At 42.3% G+C, this 18,415-nt stretch carries 15 protein-coding genes and 5 pseudogenes; 15 read left to right on the top strand and 5 right to left on the bottom strand.

The window, feature by feature from the left end; all coding sequences use genetic code 11:
• Positions 1 to 209: 209 nt before the first annotated feature.
• The 3 genes and pseudogenes from EEL30_26335 to EEL30_26325 form a co-directional block, all read right to left on the bottom strand.
• Entirely contained in the window at positions 210 to 983 is a 774-nt protein-coding gene (locus EEL30_26335) for a site-specific integrase (GenBank protein QDX95472.1), read from the bottom strand.
• A 114-nt stretch (positions 984 to 1,097) separates the two neighbouring features.
• The gene (locus tag EEL30_26330) at positions 1,098 to 2,024 is read right to left on the bottom strand and encodes an alpha/beta fold hydrolase (GenBank protein ID QDX95471.1); all 927 of its coding nucleotides are present in this window, start codon (positions 2,022 to 2,024) and stop codon (positions 1,098 to 1,100) included.
• Between the two features lie 51 nt (positions 2,025 to 2,075).
• A pseudogene (locus tag EEL30_26325) lies at positions 2,076 to 2,231 on the bottom strand (IS1595 family transposase).
• 465 nt (positions 2,232 to 2,696) lie between these two features.
• On the opposite strand from EEL30_26325, the pseudogene EEL30_26320 reads away from it, so the two are divergent.
• Positions 2,697 to 3,056 (top strand): annotated as a pseudogene (locus EEL30_26320) (HNH endonuclease).
• 47 nt (positions 3,057 to 3,103) lie between these two features.
• Here the strand turns inward: EEL30_26320 and EEL30_26315 are convergent.
• Positions 3,104 to 3,328: pseudogene (locus EEL30_26315) on the bottom strand (site-specific integrase).
• 199 nt (positions 3,329 to 3,527) lie between these two features.
• Here EEL30_26315 and EEL30_26310 point away from each other — a divergent pair.
• The 6 genes and pseudogenes from EEL30_26310 (at position 3,528) to EEL30_26285 (ending at position 7,158) form a co-directional block, all read left to right on the top strand.
• Entirely contained in the window at positions 3,528 to 3,965 is a 438-nt protein-coding gene (locus tag EEL30_26310) for a hypothetical protein (protein QDX95470.1), read from the top strand.
• A gap of 51 nt (positions 3,966 to 4,016) precedes the next feature.
• A complete protein-coding gene (locus EEL30_26305) occupies positions 4,017 to 4,166 on the top strand; it encodes a putative holin-like toxin (protein ID QDX95469.1) in 150 nt (49 codons plus the stop codon).
• A 377-nt stretch (positions 4,167 to 4,543) separates the two neighbouring features.
• Positions 4,544 to 4,858 carry a hypothetical protein gene (locus EEL30_26300; GenBank protein ID QDX95468.1) on the top strand — a complete coding sequence of 105 codons (315 nt, stop codon included), beginning with the start codon at positions 4,544 to 4,546 and terminating at the stop codon, positions 4,856 to 4,858.
• Positions 4,859 to 4,880: 22 nt separating this feature from the next.
• Positions 4,881 to 5,069 (top strand): hypothetical protein, encoded by a 189-nt coding sequence (locus tag EEL30_26295; protein QDX95467.1) that lies wholly within the window; start codon positions 4,881 to 4,883, stop codon positions 5,067 to 5,069.
• A gap of 260 nt (positions 5,070 to 5,329) precedes the next feature.
• Positions 5,330 to 5,731, top strand: a complete 402-nt coding sequence (locus EEL30_26290; protein ID QDX95466.1) for a hypothetical protein — start codon at positions 5,330 to 5,332, stop codon at positions 5,729 to 5,731.
• An 835-nt stretch (positions 5,732 to 6,566) separates the two neighbouring features.
• Positions 6,567 to 7,158 (top strand): annotated as a pseudogene (locus EEL30_26285) (recombinase family protein).
• Positions 7,159 to 7,245: 87 nt separating this feature from the next.
• Here EEL30_26285 and EEL30_26280 read toward each other — a convergent pair.
• The gene (locus tag EEL30_26280; protein ID QDX95465.1) at positions 7,246 to 7,425 is read right to left on the bottom strand and encodes a hypothetical protein; all 180 of its coding nucleotides are present in this window, start codon (positions 7,423 to 7,425) and stop codon (positions 7,246 to 7,248) included.
• A 452-nt stretch (positions 7,426 to 7,877) separates the two neighbouring features.
• Here EEL30_26280 and EEL30_26275 point away from each other — a divergent pair.
• The 8 genes and pseudogenes from EEL30_26275 to EEL30_26240 all read left to right on the top strand — a co-directional run bounded on the left by EEL30_26275 (position 7,878) and on the right by EEL30_26240 (position 18,280).
• Positions 7,878 to 9,677: pseudogene (locus EEL30_26275) on the top strand (hypothetical protein).
• A 63-nt stretch (positions 9,678 to 9,740) separates the two neighbouring features.
• The gene (locus tag EEL30_26270) at positions 9,741 to 10,100 is read left to right on the top strand and encodes a hypothetical protein (protein QDX95464.1); all 360 of its coding nucleotides are present in this window, start codon (positions 9,741 to 9,743) and stop codon (positions 10,098 to 10,100) included.
• Positions 10,072 to 10,314: a hypothetical protein gene (locus EEL30_26265; GenBank protein QDX95463.1), complete on the top strand. Its 243-nt coding sequence runs from the start codon at positions 10,072 to 10,074 to the stop codon at positions 10,312 to 10,314. The genes EEL30_26270 and EEL30_26265 overlap by 29 nt, the downstream gene beginning before the upstream one ends.
• 6 nt (positions 10,315 to 10,320) lie before the next feature.
• Positions 10,321 to 11,058 (top strand): transposase, encoded by a 738-nt coding sequence (locus tag EEL30_26260; GenBank protein ID QDX95462.1) that lies wholly within the window; start codon positions 10,321 to 10,323, stop codon positions 11,056 to 11,058.
• 1,310 nt (positions 11,059 to 12,368) lie between these two features.
• Positions 12,369 to 12,620, top strand: a complete 252-nt coding sequence (locus tag EEL30_26255) for a heterocycloanthracin/sonorensin family bacteriocin (GenBank protein QDX95461.1) — start codon at positions 12,369 to 12,371, stop codon at positions 12,618 to 12,620.
• A 179-nt stretch (positions 12,621 to 12,799) separates the two neighbouring features.
• Complete coding sequence (locus EEL30_26250; protein ID QDX95460.1) at positions 12,800 to 14,737, top strand: putative thiazole-containing bacteriocin maturation protein; 1,938 nt, start codon at positions 12,800 to 12,802, stop codon at positions 14,735 to 14,737.
• Complete coding sequence (locus tag EEL30_26245; protein ID QDX95459.1) at positions 14,734 to 16,677, top strand: bacteriocin biosynthesis protein SagD; 1,944 nt, start codon at positions 14,734 to 14,736, stop codon at positions 16,675 to 16,677. Before EEL30_26250 ends, EEL30_26245 begins: the two co-directional genes overlap by 4 nt.
• A 22-nt stretch (positions 16,678 to 16,699) precedes the next feature.
• Complete coding sequence (locus tag EEL30_26240) at positions 16,700 to 18,280, top strand: SagB/ThcOx family dehydrogenase (GenBank protein QDX95458.1); 1,581 nt, start codon at positions 16,700 to 16,702, stop codon at positions 18,278 to 18,280.
• Positions 18,281 to 18,415: the final 135 nt, after the last annotated feature.

The raw sequence follows: 18,415 nt of genomic DNA, 5'->3' as shown, positions 1-18,415 counted from the left end.
GGTTTATGCGCTTAAATTAACCAATGAAAAGACTCTTGACCAAATTGACAGGGTGGGGGTCGCTGGTTCGAACCCAGTCCGGATCACCATACATAAGACGTTTAAACCCCTTGGTAATCAAGGGGTTTTTGTTATTTTTAGATAGACTTGTCCATATGATTTTGGGTGCGAAAAGAAAATTTGGCGCGAATTTGGCGCGAATGAAGTTTTTATTTGGCTTCTTTGTTTTCGAAGAATACTTTACCAAATGTTTCAGCAGTCTCTTTTTGAATGTTAGGCAAAACGTGAGCATAACGGTCTATCATCTTCATATCAGACCATCCCATACGTTCCACAACAACCTTTGGATTAACGTTTGCTTTTAGTAGCATCGTAGCATGTGTGTGGCGGAGATCATGAAATCTGATTTTTTTTACCTGCGCTTTTTCAGTCAAACGGTAAAATGACCTCATCAAATTTCTTGGTGTTACTGGGGTTCCTACAATAGTGCTAATAACTAGTCCGTTATCTTCATACATACCTGGATCAGCCTTTAATTTTTCAGCTTTGTATCTTTTTTCAACTTTCCTCATCTCTTTTACTGTTTCTGCATCAATAGCTATAGTTCTATTTCCAGAATTAGTTTTAGCCCCAATCTGTAACTCTTTTCCGTCATGACTTAAAGTTTGGGTTATTGATATAACCCCCTTCTCTAAATCTACGTCCTTCCAACGCAAACCAAGAATTTCACCTTGACGCATACCCGTAGTTAAGGCTAAAAGAAAAGCGATGTAATAACGATCCTTTTCCGATGATTTTAGAAAAGTGTGGGCTTCCTCCAATTCCCACACTTCCACTTCCTTTTTTCCTGCTTTGGGCCTGTCCACAACTGAAGCTACATTCTTAGGGATCATTTCCCAACTAACCGCTTTATTTAATGAATCATTGATAATTGTATGTACCTTTTGAATATTTTCGTCTGAAAGTCTACCTGATTCAAACAATGAATTGTATAGGTTTTGGATATGTCTTGGTGTTAGTTTGGATAATTCTATTTCTCCAAGTGATGGAAGAATATGATTATTTACAAGTCCGCTGTATTCCTTACGTTGATATTTCTATATTGAAAGAAGCCAGTCTGAAATGTCATTTATAACTTGTTTATCTACATGTTGTGCGACCTTATATTCTTTTTTTGCTTTTCGTATCTCTCCATAAACAGAAGGCATTAACAAATGATTTAAGTTCGCATATAGTTTAAATGTTACATTTGGCTTATCGCCCAAAAAGTTTTTATAACCATGAAAATCTTTTTCTATTGATACATGAAAATCTTTATCTCCTTGTAAAATTAATACTGGTTTATCCAGTACTTTGAGATAATTAATAGATGGATGTTCACCCATTTCTTTGAGGTAGTATACTCTGAGATGTTTCCCAAAAACTATGGTTGATTTTGCTTCCTCATCACTAAGGTTATAAATGTTGTTAAACTTGGATGATAATTTTGCTACTTGTTTCTTGGCAATCATTTTCAAAAACTTATTCAACGAGTTTAAGACAACATTATTTTGATCCATTATAATTTCTTCTAATTTACGTGGAGAACCGCCCATAATAATGATTCCAGCAAAATTTCCACCTTCTGCATCAATTCGAGGAGCCAACATTCCCCCTAAACTATGACCTAAAATAAATATTTTGTGTGAATCAATACGTGAATCTTTTCGTAAGAAATCAGCCGCAAAAATGGCATCTTCTATTGTTTCTTGTTTAACCGTTACCCCAGTATCATTTTTCATTTCTTTGCCATATACGAATGTTCTCTTATCATAACGTAGCACTGCAATTCCTTTTTCCGACAAGCCTTCAGCAAGGTCTTTAAAAGGATAATTATTTCCGATTTTTTCGTCCATATTATTTGGGCCAGAGCCGTGAACCAAAACGACCGCAGGAAACAATCGGTTATTTTCATTAGGAAGGGTCAATATTCCATTAAGAGGGTACTTTGTTTCAGCACCGATAACAAGTTTTTCCTCAGTCATTGTGTTTGCCTCCTTTTTTATGCTTTTAAAACAGTTCCTACATGCTTCTTATTAGTTTAAACGATGCTTAGGGAAGATAAACGTTTGTTTCCTTAAAGAAAACGGACATGAAGAGACTAACATATTCTTTTTATTTGACGTTGTGTTCGTACTCCTTGCTATCGAGAGGTAGCGAAACCATGCCAGGTAATGCTCCAAATATTTTGTTCTATCCATGATGTCACCATAATTATAGAACGAACGTTCAGAAATAACGACATGATTTAACATAGCTAAAATAAAAAAGGAAATAATATGAAAAAAATAGGCTTTAATCATGGTTTGTTAGGTTTTAGATGGTGTAAATTTATATCATAGGAATTAGAGAGTTAGTCACCTACGGGTGGCTATTTTTAATGTGTACTTAATGTTTACATCATGTTGCAATAACTCTGTTTGAACTGTAGTTTCTGCAACATTAATAAGGGTTTTTGTTAACAATAACTCATTGAGTAAAAATGGGTATTTTAACCAGTTGAGTTTCTGTAAGCAATAACTTTCATTTCTGTAGCAGTAACTCTAGTTTCTGCTGCATGATGTATGCAATAAGTACACAAAAGAAAAAGAAAAGAAATAAATATATATAGGTCATTTTGATAGATATTTTTTCTATTAAACAAGGAAGGTGAAACAATGCCTAGCAAACCATTAAAGACCTGTCTGCATTCCAGATGTCCAACACTAACAAGAGAAGCTTATTGCCCTGTGCATCAAAAGAAACAAGTCCAGCAGTATGATCGAGAACGTGGATCATCTACGCAACGTGGCTACGATGCCAAGTGGAGAAAAGCAAGAATAGGATTTTTGAAAAAGCATCCACTCTGCAAACATTGCTGTGACAAAGGATTGCTAACGGGTGCTACAGTAGTTGACCATATCGTTCCGCACAAGTGAGATAGGACATTGTTTTGGGATAGGAACAACTGGCAGCCATTATGTGAGCAGTGTCATAACCGGAAGACTGCTAGAGAAGATAGAGGCGCTTGGAGATAATCTATCAATTCTTTTAGACTCTTATTTAAGGGATGAATTCAGCGGTATCGTTCAGATACAACCTTTGGGTGCTCCCCCAGTAGCATAGTTGCGTGTGTGTGGCGCAAATCGTGAAACCGTATAGATGGCAACCCACAACCTTTGATCAAACGTTCATAGTATCTAAGTAGATTTCTAGGGTCTTGTGGTCGCCCGTCATCGTATGAAACAATCAGATCAAAATCTTGATATCCTTCGCCATACTGCAATTTGTTTTTATTTTGTCTCGCTTTTTGCGTAGTTCTCCAGCCAAAATTCTAGATAGGTACCTAGAGTTTGTTTCTTAGAAATGGTTAGTTCACCATTTTCATATTTAGTGATCATTTCGGGTATCATCAAGCGTATTACGACAGCAAGGAAAACAGGCTTACAGGGTGCTAACATGTTCGCTTTTTTACCCTCAAATGACGGGGTTAAGGTGAAGGGAAGGGGTTGGATGGCGGAGAAAACCCAACAATACTAAGCTCTGAAGCTAACAAAAGCAAGTCCAATACAAGTGTTTTTAATACGTCAAAAAACCAAAAAGAAAATAATAAAAATAACGTTAAAGTAACACGGCTAGAAAAGGACTCCACAATTATCCCAAGCTACATCCCGAAAGAATTTGTTAAGGCAATCAAGCCAGCGTTTTATTGTGGGACAGTTATTAAGCAGTTTTGGGCAAGGGTTGTGATGTTCAAAAGAGTAACTTGTTGGGAGAGAAACGAGAATGTCATACCTGTAGCCTTAGATGCTTGGGAATATACCAAGCATGAGTATAAGAGGGATCAACAAGAGTGGGAGTTAGACAGGTTCTTAAAATGTTTTTACGGAACGATGAAAAGGATCGAGGAGAAGAGAATCCAAGAGCTGGCTTCCCAGTGGGTATAAAAAAACTATATACCAAATATTCCATTTGCTGTTATAATTCACCTTAATATAATAGATGGCTCTCTCAAGGGTGGTCGGCTCACTCTCTTTTATCCCAATAGGGAAGGGGGTGAGAGTATGGAGGTATATCAAGCGTTGACTCTGATGTTCATGTTCGGCATGTTCATCCTCGCATTGTTAACCTACCTAAAAAAGAAATGATCTCCCTTGAGCTTAGCAGGCTGGGAGATCATTCTCACTAGTTCTTGAGCCGCCCCTTTAAAGGGACAGTCTATTGTATGGCCGTAGGTGTTGGAAGCATCTACGGTTTTTTTATTATACGTATCTGCATCTAGTTTAACACAGAATTAGGCTATTCTAAACTAAATTATTTTGTAGCAATGAGGATGTTTTTGTCTTTTTGTAAATAATGACTATACAACGAATAGGATAGCTAAGTAAAGATAAATCGTCCCGTATACACGCGTAAGGGTTTTTGGTCACGGAAGTTTACAGATAAATTCCCGATATTTGGGATTTTGGATCAGTGAGAAAAGGTGAAAATGAATGATCCGAATTCACCAAGAGGTGGGCAAAAAGTGAAGTACGTTCCACATGCTTATCAACGCTATTGCATCAACAGACTAATAACTGACGAGACACTAGGGCTGTTATTGGACATGGGACTAGGGAAGACCATTATCACATTAACTGCAATCAATGATTTGAAATATAACCAGTTTGCTGTCAGCAAGATACTGGTTATCGCACCCAAGAAGGTTGCAGAATCGACATGGGTAAAAGAAGCAGCTAAATGGGGTCACTTACAGCTGTTACGCATTATTCCAGCACTAGGCACGTTAACAAAGCGAGTCAAAGCGTTAAATACACCTGCAGATATTTACGTCATTTAAGTACATGTGTGACCAGGTTAGGTTGACGGAAGATGTTCACCGCTATCAAGTTATATATGATTTATATCTTTCAGATAAAAAAATGACAGCTGAAGAAATTGCAGAATGCCATAAAATCGATCAAAGTACAGTGTATCGAGACGTGAAAGAAGCCGTAAAAACCTTGTCAGTGTTGATGTTTGGGGTTGACGGGGTGCATTTCAATATGTGAAAAAATTGTGCAAAAAAGATGCCGTTTTCATGCCAGTATGATCGTGACATTATGATAGTATGAGATAAATAGGTAAACCATTAGAGCCACTCAAAGTGAGGCGTCATGCGAAATGTATGACCTAGCAATGAGTGGCTTTTTGATTAAGAATTTGAGGAAATAGGCGACACCTTTAGCAAATAGACAAACTCCTACTCTTTTTATTTCGCATATTTTGAAATAGATAAATTTATTCACGCCTGTGATGAAGGAGAGTCGATATGTATCAATTTGCATCCAATCCAAATCAATTGAACATTGATGGATTCTACAAAACAGGAGGGGGAGACATTCTAAAATTCGAAACTCATATATACACAAATGTACAACCGTATCAGTATAGAGTTAATGGTTTAGCGTGGCTCAGGCATCAAAATCCTAAAAAAGAATCCCCGACAATTATCATTTCCGGAGAGTGGTTACAAGCAGGGCCTTTATTAGCGTATTTACGACATGGCATTTGGTACTATAAAGGTAGTCATGTGAATCCAAAAGCTGAAGCAGATTTTTATTTTGATGAGCATGAGAAAAAGGTTAAGGTTGAGGTAAGATTGTATCGTTTTTCGAACTCAGAAGAACATTATACTTGGAAAGGAACAAAGATCGGCGATAGTGTGAGATAAATATGTAAACGGTTAAAGCCACTCAAAGTGTTGCGCCATACGTACTGTATGACGTAGCAATGAGTGGCTTTTTGATAATTGAGAGATAGAGTTTTCAATCTAAAGTAGAGAATCGAGGTGGAATCAATGGTATTAAAACCAGAACAATACGATGCAATCCATTATCTGTCCCAACCTAAGTGTGGTGGTAAGACTCTGATGAGATCGCAGGTCTATGAGGTATCTCTGATCGTCAATTACTTAACTGGAGAAAAGACCCTGTATTTGATCGAGAGCTAAAAAAAGAAATCGTTCGTCGCTCATCTGAACGTTTACCCGAGGTATTGGAAAGCATGGCAGATGCGGCTATTAAGGATTCAGTGGAGATCGAACAGAAGAGCAAAGGAGCTATTCCTAATACGATGGAAGACCTTAAACGTATGGTCAGTGAGATCGATGTGGAAGAGGAGTAAAATGTAAAAAGGGAAGTGTGCAAAATTTTGCATATATAGTGGAAGAGATGCATTTGTGCATGTTCGGAATGTTTCGTGATGGGGGATTTTTATGGGGGAATGGGGACTGCATCCTTGTCGTTATGCGTGACCTGCTAAAAATTTAGGGGTGATAACATGAAAGAAGATTGGCTCAGAGATTGGGACACCTCTTCCTGAAAGTAAAGATGATGTCTGCCCTGTATGTGCTAAACCCTTGGAAACGTCGGCAATAGCTATCGGTGTTAGAGTTGTGTAAATAGAGTAAACTCAAATTACCACTCTTGATCAGAGCTGTGAACCCGCATTCCTATGTTCAATATGATGTGTAATTGACTTGTGTAATAAATACAGGGGGTTTCGCAATGATCTATGGATACGCAAGGGTCAGCTCAACTGGGCAGAGTACAGAAATTCAAATGGAGGCACTGAATACATATGGATGCGAGACACTCTTCACAGAAAAGATCAGTGGTCGTAAGAAGGGGAACCGAGTCCAGTTCAACGTGCTGATGGAGACCGTTACAAAAGGTGACACTATTGTAATAACCAAGCTTGATAGAATGGCTAGGAATACAAGAGATGCATTGGATATTAATCGAGTCTCTCAGAGAAAGAGAAGTCTCTTTGGTCATTCTAAACATGGGCGGTCAAGAAGTAGATACCTCAACCCCAATTGGCAAGATGCTGATAACCATGTTGGCTGCTGCCGCTGAGTTTGAGGCTGACATGATAAAAGAACGTAGAGATGAAGGGATTCAAGCAGCGAAAGAACGTGGTGCATTCAAAGGCAGAGCTCCTAAGTACACATCAGACAGTAAAGAACTACAGCAGGCTATTGAGCTGGTCCGTAAACGACACGATACAGGTATGAGTATGGACATGATTGCTAAAGCATGCGGCATGTCTCGTAAGACTCTTTACACTAAACTAAAAGAATTAGAAATTGAATGGTAGAAAGAACATGTAGACTTCAAGCAGGGGGTACAGCCGTGATACGTGTAAAAATTATGGTTGCTATTGATAGATAGATGGAAATATTATTTAGTTTTGACTTCGGGATTTGGTAAATAGAGACTTGTTCCAGGTTTTCCCTTTGTCTGTTGAATAAAACGGAACGCCATTTTCGGTTTTTGTCTGAACAGTCATTTTTGCTCCACTTTGTGGTGTGGTCGCCGCAAAAGCCGCAGTTGGTACCAAAACTGCTAGTGCTAACGCCCGCATAATGGGGTAAACGGAAGAGATGATCCCTTTACCCCTAATTCATAAAAAACAAAAAAAGACAGGTTTCATCCCTGTCTAAACTCACTATTAATCCCCTTTTGAAGAATACATTCTAAATTCACCGATTACCTTTTTGCCAACTGATTCACATAGGGGTTCAGCCGAGATACGTGTATACCTCGGTCATACCCCTACATTGAATACTGTAAAGTCACCCATTCTGACTAGTTAGGTTAACTGTTCTAGTCCGCAACAACACTTCCTAATAATGGATTTTATGGATTTTATGAATTCTTATGGTGGATAAGAACAGGGTTAGTTGGTTGCCAGTGGATAAATAGCAGTTGAAAGGTGGTGATTCTGTATGATTGGTTTGAAATCAAATCAATAACGTAACGAAAGGGTGAGAAAACGTGTTTACACAGAGATTCAAGGTCAAATTACTGTTTGAAATGAATCTACAGTACTTTGCAAAAGCAGGATTCATGGCGGATGAAGAACCCATAAAGGATGCATTAACCGATGACCCATTGATGAAACAGATTTTAGAAGCTAACAGTGTCATTGCTCTGCTGGCCATAAAGAAAAGTTTGGCCAATACTCCACTAACAGAAGTGGACCGTCGTATTTATTATGAGGCAATTGATGCAAGAGCAAGGGCTGATTTTAGCACTTGGTGCATTGAAGAAGCAGCAAAAGAGGAGTCTGGCGAACGGCAGAAGCCAAGCATGGGTTTTACTGACTCAGTTGAACCACTTTTTACTGTTTTGACTGACAGCGCAGAGGATCAAAGGGAACTATGTTTTTCAAGAGCTGTTCCAGTCGTAGATGAAGCAGGAAAATCAACGGGGTGGTATCGTCAGCCCGTTTCTAAAGTTGATGCAATCAATGGAAATAACCGGCTCTACCCCCGCACAGTTTATCAAGTGGCTCTAGATGCAGTGAAAAAGGCGGGTTTCCCGTATGCAGGCGAGCATCCTCATCCGCGCTGTTATAAAGGTGCAGATGGTAGGGTGCTTTTTGATTCCAGTGTGCCTAATCAGGCAGTTGTTTGGGCTGAGTATAAGCCATTAGCTACAGACATGGGGAAACAGGTGCAGGCCATGCTTGACGCAGGATTACCGATTGGGTTTAGCAATCGAATGACCGGAGACATGGCACCAGCTGCTTCAAACGGTCGCAAGTTCAATGCGGCTCGTGATCTTACGCTTTACACATGGGATGTCGTATTAAATCCGGCAGAACCTGAGGCATTTACTACACCGATTGAGTTAACAGACACTGCAATAGCTGTAATCATAGATTCACTAACCAAGGAGGAAGAAAAGATGAAGATGGATTTCTTTAGTATGACACTTGATGAACTACGCGCATGGAAAAAAACAAACAGTGGCCACGCTGACATGTCACTATGTGATTCAGCAATTGTGGCAAAGGAAAAAGAACAAGCTCTGACGGATGAACTGGAGATTTTAAAGAGAGATAAGCAACAACGTGAACAACAGGAAGAGGCAAATCGTAAGAAAGAAGAAGCACAGCAAACACGAACAGATGCAATCAACGCACTTCCTTACGATAAACAGGTAAAAGATGGGCTACTTCAAAAAGGCGCAGCCATTATGGACGCTTCCGAAGTAGCCTCTTTTAATGAGACAGAACAAGCCTTTGTGGATGCCATCCAAATTGATAATCAAAAGCATAATTTAGGCATCCCTTCAGGACGAGCGGCTATTATCAACAAGGAACTCCAAGTGGGTAACTCAGCTCAACCGTGGGTTCCAGTAGTAGATAATTTAATGGCAGCCCTTGACGATCAATTTCGCGCGAAAGACCGGAATTTCCGTATTGACGAGAATCTACGCAAAGGAAATCTCGCTATTCTTGATCGTGTTCTTGGAAGAATGGAGCGAGAAAACCATCATGAGTATCAGAATTTTATGCACTCTCTCACAGATGCTGCTCAATCCATTACTGACGGAGCAATTCAAGATAGCGCAGCAACATCAACTGGTGACCTTGCGCAAATTCCAGTTGTCAGTTTAGCGTTTATGCGTCAGTTGTTCCAGAACTTAAAGTTTGCTCAGTTAATCATGGCCGAGAGTTTTTCAGGTACAACATACAAGATTCCTGTGGAGTTCCAAACAGAGGATATTTATTCCCAAGATGATTTTGGAGGCATTGGAGAATTTGATGGTATCCCAACTGAGGGTGTTGAAACATTCATGCTCGAATTTGGAGCAGATTGGTTAAAACCGCCATATCGCACAATCAAGTTGTTTAATAGCAAGTCAGGTCAATAGAAAGGGGTATTCTTTATGCTGAAGTTAAATACAGGTTGCTCATTTCTTCATCCGTTAACGGGCCAGATGATTCACCCTGGCCAGTCTTACCAGGAGCATTACACCCAACCGGTTCCCACTGAACTGGAAGATAAGAACGATGAGATAGATCCTGTTAATGAACCTACTCCTGAGATAGTAGTATCCCAGGAGTTTTTAACATTGGATCAATTCGATAAACTGGATGCTCACAAACAGAAAGAAGTACTAGTACGAAATCTAATCGTATCTGTGGAGGATGCAGATGCTGTTCGCAATAAAGAAAAACGAATGGAATTGTATAAGCAGTTCTTGGAGGCGAATACGAATGATGGAACTGGTGAAGAAGCTACGTAAAGAGCTTGGAGATATTGAAGAGCCTTTTCTACATTCAGATGATAAACTGATCGATAGATTAACAGAAGCGGTTTACGACTATTCCCGTTATCGTCCTAGTTATATAGACTATAATTTGAAGGAGATTACAACGTATTCTACGTTTGTAATCTGCCTATTTTTTTTGCTAAAAAACTCTTTATCTAAACTAAAGATTTACCGAATTTATAGTTAACATTGAATAGACACTCTGTATCAATTTGTAAATACCAGCGCTAAAGACATACAATCGAATCGACGAAAACAATTTTCAGGGAACCATCGTAAATTCAAATCATTCTTACATCATATAACAAAAGGAAAACCAGTCGATAAAAATATCTTAAAGTTAAACGAGCCTAAACGCCGAATCAAAACTTTATCGGAATTTCAAATCAAGTCTATCCATGATACTTGTACTAATACAAGGGATAGCTTACTTCTTTTAGTTCTTTACGAAGGTGGGTTACGGATATCAGAGGCCCTTTCATTATGGATTGAGGATTTTGATATTGGCAAAAATGCTATAACCGTTAGAAAATCTAAAACGCGAGCTGGCGAAGGACGCAAAGTATTTGTTACAGAAAAAACGATGAACTTATTTCAGGACTTTTTAATTGATTTTCATGCTGATGATATTGACACGAACTATGTATTTTTCAAGTTAACTGGGCCTAATAGAGGCCAGCACTTAGACTATTCATCAACAAGATCCTGGGTTAAACGCATGAAGAGCAAAACTGGAATTGATTTTACAACTCACATGTTCCGTCATACTTACGCTACAGAACTTCTCAGAAACGGAGTAGATATAAAGACGTTGCAAGATCTGTTAGGCCATGAAAATGTTCAAACTACTATTGGTATTTACCTACACCCTTCTGATGATGATATTAGGAAAGAATGGGAAAAGGCACATTCCAACAAGATGAAAAAATAGATAGAGGGTGTGGAATAGTTGTCTATATCTAAAGGCAGAAATAATCCTACTCAAAAACATATTGATGAATTTGCCCAAATATTAAATGGGTTTTGGGAGCGCGAAATTTGGGATGTCAGAGAATGTTACTTGAATAAAGGAGAGAGTGGCCTTACACTAACAAGGTTATTTTATTCAATAAGATTCAACAGCCTTACATCCGTAAAGAATTACAGTATTATTTTGCAAAACGTATTTTGAATGATGAGTATACAATTAAGACAGTTTTCTTACTCTATGGTTCGTTGACCCACCGTTTAGCTGATTTTTAGAATGGGGCATCTCTCCTTAGAAAATGATCTATACCAGCTTATTCACTCTGAGATTAATCAATAATATCTCAATTAATTATTCAATTCAAAATTTTACCATTATATATATTTTATTGCAATTGATGTCACATTTTATTAGATTCCCATAAGTTCTTTTTATGGGATGATAAGTTTATTTATGTGAGAATACTGAATGTTAGGTATATCGCCATTCATATCTCTAGTAATAACTAGACTTTTTGCTAGTATCAGAAATTTGTCACTTAACCATTTGTACACTAAAAACAAGGTTCCCATAAAGATTAATTTACTTCGGTGAAGACATTTCCTCTTGTGTTTCTCTTCTAAAAGAAAGATTTAATTTGACTTGATCGCTAAATGCTCTCGCTAACAGTTCAGCTTCCTTTAAGACCGAATATCTCAAATTCACCAGTAAGTGTTTATCATCTATCAAATGAGCCAACGAGCTTCAGCGTCTGGTGTGGAACAGTATAGTAATCAATCAGAAATTCATTGCTCGGTTTTAATTTATATTATGGAATTATTAGGTAAAATTTTAAAATTTATGTAATAGGAATAGAATTTAACGAAGTACACAATGATCGGCAGGTTACAAGAGCGAATGGCGGAAGCCCAGGAGGATTTGGCACCTTGCGAGGGCGGCTTCATTTGCTCGAGCAACTGATGGACAAATTTGTAGATAAAATCGAACGACACATACAGGCGTAAAAACAAATCCCCACACACGTTAAGCCGGGTATGGGGATTTCCACATCGGTGAGCAGTTTAAATGAAGGGCCACTTTCCACTCGGGAGGTGGCTCTTTTCTTGCGTTTTTTAAGGGCCCCAAAAAATAGGCTTTTGCAGGAGGATCCAATCAAGGATGATCTTTCATATATATAGTGTATATTCGCTGATGGGTATTCGTGTATTGGATAGCTTCACCCGTTCGACAAAGGTTTTCCTAAGTATCATATTTTAATGCTGGAGGTAGTAATCATGGATGATTTCCAAAACGAACTTAAAAAGTTGAAGATTGACAAATTCAGCGGTGGAGATGTATCGCCTTGGGAAAATGAAAGTCAGCAAGATGCAATGCTAGTTCAGAGAAGATGCGGAGGGTGTCATCACCGCTGTTCGTGCAATTGCTCGTGTAGCTGTTCATGCAGTTGTTCATGCAGTTGTTCCTGTAGCTGCTTTTGTATTTTCTTCAATTGCTCCCGATGTGGTCGTTGTTCCCGTTGCTTCTAAGGTCTTAAAGGAAATATTGCTGCCGGAGAAAAAGAGAGCCCCTGCACAGTCAAGTAGTTTGGCTACCAGGGGCTTTGTTCACAAAAAGATCAGGTATGAGGGACAAATAGCCATACATAAGATTACGATGAAAGTGCTGGCGCGTTATTTGGGGAACTGCGAACAGTAGGAGGAGTGACATGACAAAATTAGATTCTTCTATGCGTCTAAAAGTGAAAAGGGACACTTTTTTTCTTCCTGATCAAAAGGGAAATGTGTATTTTCGGAATAATGTAGGCTCATTTCGTATGGAAGGAAATGGGATTGATCAGTGGATTGAAAAACTGTTGCCGGTGTTTAACGGGGAGAACACGTTGGGCGAGCTGACGGACAGATTGCCGAAAGAATATCAGGATCGTGTGTTTGAAATCGCAGAAAATTTATTCCAAAATGGTTTTGCCCAGGATGTGAGCCAAGATCGTCCGCATCAGCTTACGGACAAGATTTGCAAAAAGTATGCTTCACAAATTGAATTTTTAAGTAATCTGGCTGATTCTGGTGCTTATCGTTTCATGTCTTATCGTCAGGCTAAAGTGCTGGCGATCGGCTCCGGTCCGATCTTTGTCTCATTGGTTGTGGCGTTGCTTGATTCCGGCTTGTCCAGGTTCCATATGCTGGTCAATCGTTCGCTGCCGACGGATCGACAACGGATAGTGGAGCTGGCGTCTCATGCCCGCAAAACGGACCCCGAGGTAGCCATAGTGGAGCTTGCGCTGCAGGCGGAGGTAGTAAATACTTGGCGCGAGGCTGTGCAGCCGTTTGATGCGATTTTGTACGTTTCTCAGGAGGGCAATGTAGAGGAACTGCGGGTTCTTCAAGCCGTTTGCAGGGAAGAGGGCAAGGTGCTGCTGCCAGCGATATGTCTGCAGCAGGTGGGGGTAGCGGGACCGCTTGTGCATCCAGACTCTGAGGAATGTTGGGAGTCGGCGTGGCGCCGTATACACCAATCCGTGCTCTGCAAAGACGAAAAGCTGCACACGTTTTCCTCCACGGCAGGAGCGATGCTGGCAAATGTAATCGTGTTTGAATTGTTCAAGACCATTACGGCGGTGAACGAATCGGAACCGAAGAATAAGGTCTACCTTCTTGATCTGGAGACGTTGGAAGGAAACTGGCATTCGTTCATGTCTCACCCGTTGGTGACAGGAAAAACGAAAGTCAAATGGATAGAAGATCTTGATGAACACCTCGAACAAAAAAAGGGCTCAAGTGATTCGAACGGTCTGATCCCTTATTTCAGCACATTGACATCAGCAGAATCAGGGATTTTCCACATCTGGGAGGAGGGGGGCTTAAAGCAGCTTCCATTGGCCCAGTGCCGAATTCAGGCAACTGACCCGCTGTCGGAGGGACCGGCCGAGCTGTTGCCGGAGATGGTGTGCACAGGGATGACGCATGAGGAGGCTCGGAAGGATGCGGGGCTGACCGGAATAGAAGCGTATGTATCGCGTATGGTTCCCGCGTTCTTGACGGGACAAATGCTAGAGCCACATGATTTTGTCGGAGTCGGAGCGGGGGAGACCGCAGCGGAGGGTGTCAGCCGCGGGTTGCAAAAGTGTTTGTTCCAAGAACTGAGCACGCAGCATATGGATCAAAAACCTCCTGTTAATCAGGTGCAATTGAGTACGGTAGAAGATGAGTATAGCCGGTTTTATTTGCAAGCATTGATCACCATGCAAGGAACACCGAGGATCGGAGTGGGAGCAGAAGTGTTCGGTTTCCCTGCAGTGTGGGTCGGTACAGGTGAACGCTGGTATGGCAGTGTAGGTTTAAATGTGACCATGGCGTTGCGTAATTCGTTGCAGTATGCCTTGCTAGTGGCACAAAATCAGGCGGAATTTCGCATGCCGCTTGCGTTGTCCCGTGCATCCGTTCTTTTGGAAGAACAGGAGCAAAACAGTCTTGCGATTCCCGGACTAGACGAAACAGCGCAAACAGAGATCTTGCAGTCCGCCCTACAGGTTTTGAAACGGAATCAGAAGCGGCTCTTCCTCTTGGATTTGGCGCAGGAGTCCTTTTTGAAAAAGGAACTGGCAGGAGTATATGGGGTTTTGCTACGAGAGGAGGAGTCCCGGTGAGTTCAGTCGTTTTGGTTGTCGGAGAAGGGCTCTTGGCGGATCTCGTGTGCAAAGAATTGTCTGCTCCATACGAGGTCGTTCGTCAGACCAATTTGAAGGCCCAAATACCGAAAACAGCTGAAATAGCTCTGGTGTTGCACGATGCTTGGAATCCTTTCGTACATCGCGAGGCGGAAGCGGTGTTGCAAACATCTGGCATCCCTTGGCTGCGCGGTTTCGTTTCGTTTGGTGAAGGCGTGGTTGGGCCGCTGGTGCGTCCTGGTACGCCGGGGTGTTCGCAGTGTGCTGATCTGCGATATCTGATGGCGGGACGTGAGCGTCAAGAGATATGGGAGCTGCAACAACGGCTGGGCGAGCAAGCGAATATCTCACGTGATGCATGGGCATCGCACACGGGGCTTTTGCAGATGACTCACGTGCTCGTGGCAGAGGTACAGCGGGTGCTAACAGGCGAGCAAGCCCACTTGGAAGGTCGGTTATTTTTGATCAACCTGAAAATGTTAAGGAGTTCTCGCCACTTCATTCTGCCTGACCCGTCATGTGAGGTTTGCGGTCAGATGCCCGAAGATTCGGCGATTGCAGCTCGCATATCACTAAAACCTAATCCGAAGATCAGCGCCGACAGTTACCGCTCTCGCCCCATGGACGATCTCAAGAAGGTTTTGGGTAAAGAGTATCTGGATTACCGAACAGGCTTTTTGAATAAAAAACTGCGTGATCTGGTGTCGCCGTTTGCCGATGTAAGTGTTAGTCTGCCGTTGTTCACTGGGGACGAGGGGACAGCAGGGCGGACGCATTCGTATGAGGATAGCGAGATGACAGCCATATTGGAGGGCTTGGAGCGGTACTGCGGAATTGCACCTCGCGGCAAGCGGACCGTGATCCGCGACAGTTTCCACAATCTTGCGGATCAAGCGCTCGATCCCGTCAAGGTAGGGCTACACACCGAGGAACAGCATGAGAGACCTGATTTTCCGTTCGTACGGTTTGATCCTGACCGACCAATGTATTGGGTATGGGGCTACTCGTTCTTGCAAGAGCGCTCGATTTTGGTTCCGGAGATGCTTGCCTATTACGGGATGGGTGATAAGGATTGCTTTGTGTTTGAAACTTCCAACGGATGCGCGTTGGGCGGCAGTCTGGAAGAGGCGATTTTCTACGCCATTTTGGAAGTGGTGGAGCGTGATTCATTCCTGATGACCTGGTATGGGGAGCTTCCTCTTCCACGTATTGACCCCTTTTCGATTCACGATCAGGAATTGCACTTGATGCTCTACCGTTTGCAGGCGGTGGCCGGTTATGATGTCTATGTGTTTAACGCGACGATGGAGAATGGGATTCCCAGCGTTTGGACACTGGCGAAAAACAGAAAAGAAAAGGGAGTCAATCTGATCTGTGCGGGCGGCGCTCATCCGGACCCTGTGCGGGCGTTGAAAAGCTCAATCCACGAATTGGCCGCTATGCTACTGACATTGAACGAGAAGTTTGAGGCTAACCGTGAAGAGTATGTGCGTATGTTCCACGATCCGTTTCTGGTGAAAAAGATGGAACATCATTCTATGCTGTACGCTTTGACGGAAGCGGAAGAGCGCCTGCAATTTTTGCTGAATGATCATCGTCCATTGCGAACGTTTGAAGAGGAATTCATACCGAGGCCAAAGTATGGCGATTTAACCGATGATTTGAAGTCCCTTCTCCAGACGTTCCGCCGATTGAATCTCGATGTGATCGTGGTGGATCAGACGACACCTGAAATCTTGCGGAACGGACTGCATTGCGTAAAAGTACTGATTCCGGAGATGTTGCCGATGACTTTCGGACATCACCTAACCCGCGTTAAAGGACTGGATCGGGTACTACAAGTACCCATGGAGCTTGGGTATACGAAGCAGCCGTTAACGTATGAACAGCTCAATCCACATCCGCATCCGTTTCCATAAATCGTGATCGGGAGGGAAAAAGATGAGGCTGGATACTTTTCTGCACACTCTTCATTTCGACACAGAAAAGGCAATACCACTTGACTTCGAGGTGGACTGGGAAGACGCACCCTTGCCATTTAAGCTCTACCGTGGCTTGCCTGTCATCCCGTTGTCTGCGGAAATACCGCTTATGCTGGAGGAGCGACAAGCGATCACGAAACCAGATCTGCGAGAAATGAGTCATTTTCTCTGGTACGTATACGGTCTGACTCAATTCAGCGAGTCTGTCTTTGATCTGAATACGATGGAACAAGCTTTTGGACCGATACAATCGTACCGACGGTTTGTTCCGTCTGGCGGTGCGAGGTATCCAAACGAAATATACGTATATCTGAAGCTGGAAGGTGCCCATACCGGTATCTACCATTATGATGTCGCTCACCAGCGATTGGTTTTATTGCGTAAAGGAAACTTCGATGATTATATGGCTCGTGCTCTCGGCAATCGCTGTGATCTATCGACTTGTTTTGCAACCGTTTTTGTGACGACCATGTTTTGGAAAAATTTCTTTAAATACAATAACTTCGCCTATCGCCTGCAAGGCCTTGATGCTGGCGTGCTGATAGGGCAATTACTCGAAGTTTCGAAACGGTTTGGCTATGAATCGGGGGTATATTTCCAGTTTCTCGATCGTGCGCTTAACCATCTGCTGGGGCTGTCAGAACAGGAGGAGAGCGTCTATGCGGTCATCCCGCTGTCGGTGGAGCCGGGGAGTACGTGGTTTGGGAAAGGGAATGGCGCAAATGGAAGCGTCACGGCCGCTGAATTGTGTCGGGAGTTGCTAACGGTAGAGCATGATCACTACGTACGGTCGCAACGGGTTCTGCCATACCCGATGCTGATCCAAATGACCGAAGCGTCCCAACTGGAATCTCTACAATCGTTTCGGCGGTTTGAAGGAGAAAAGAACATTACTTATGAGGGTAACACAGTGGCACTCCCTCAAGTAGGGCGGTTCTTTTATGATCTGGGCTCGGCCTGCAGAAAACGGGTTTCGCCGGAAATGGGTTTTGTTTTAGGCAAGGTAAGCCAACAGCAATTGGCTACTTTATTACAAGAGGCGACTGCTTCCTTCCAATATCGAAACGATTTGGATGAGGACCAGGAGAACCGCCAACCCCGTGTCTTCCTGTATTGCTGTTTGTACAACGTAGAAGACATTCCGGATGGTGCCTACCGCTATGACAGTGAAGCTCATGCGTTGCGGCAGATACGTCTTGGCGATCATCGGCTTTACCTGCAACAAGGCATGAATCTGGACAATGTAAATCTGTTTCAGGTACCGCTCTGCTTTCATGTGGCAGGGGATAAAGATCACCTCAAAGCAGCACTGGGGTACAGAGGGTATCGCATCCAGCAGATGGAGGCGGGCATGCTCGTGCAACGTTTACTTTTGGCGGCTACTGCTCTCGGCATGGGCGGGCACCCACTGCTTGGCTATGACGTGGAGTCCTGTGATAATCTCAATCGGATGGATTCGCATGGAAAAACCAGCTTGATCCAGATTCCGGTTGGTCCCTATCGTCCGAGGTCCCGATTGGAGGGGAGTTTGCATGGCTAGGGGTGAATGAGAAGAAGCAAAAGGTTGTCGAGACATCACTCGGCAACCTTTTTTTATCCGCGTATAAAGGGTATAAAAAAATGTGAATATTCTGGAATAAGAAGGGCTTACTACTCGCCCTTGATGTATATTGAG

This window comes from Brevibacillus laterosporus (assembly GCA_007833815.1).
In the GTDB taxonomy this organism is placed as follows: domain Bacteria; phylum Bacillota; class Bacilli; order Brevibacillales; family Brevibacillaceae; genus Brevibacillus_B; species Brevibacillus_B laterosporus_D.
Note: the sequence above shows the minus strand (reverse complement) of the source record. Positions and strands in the feature narration are given on the sequence as shown.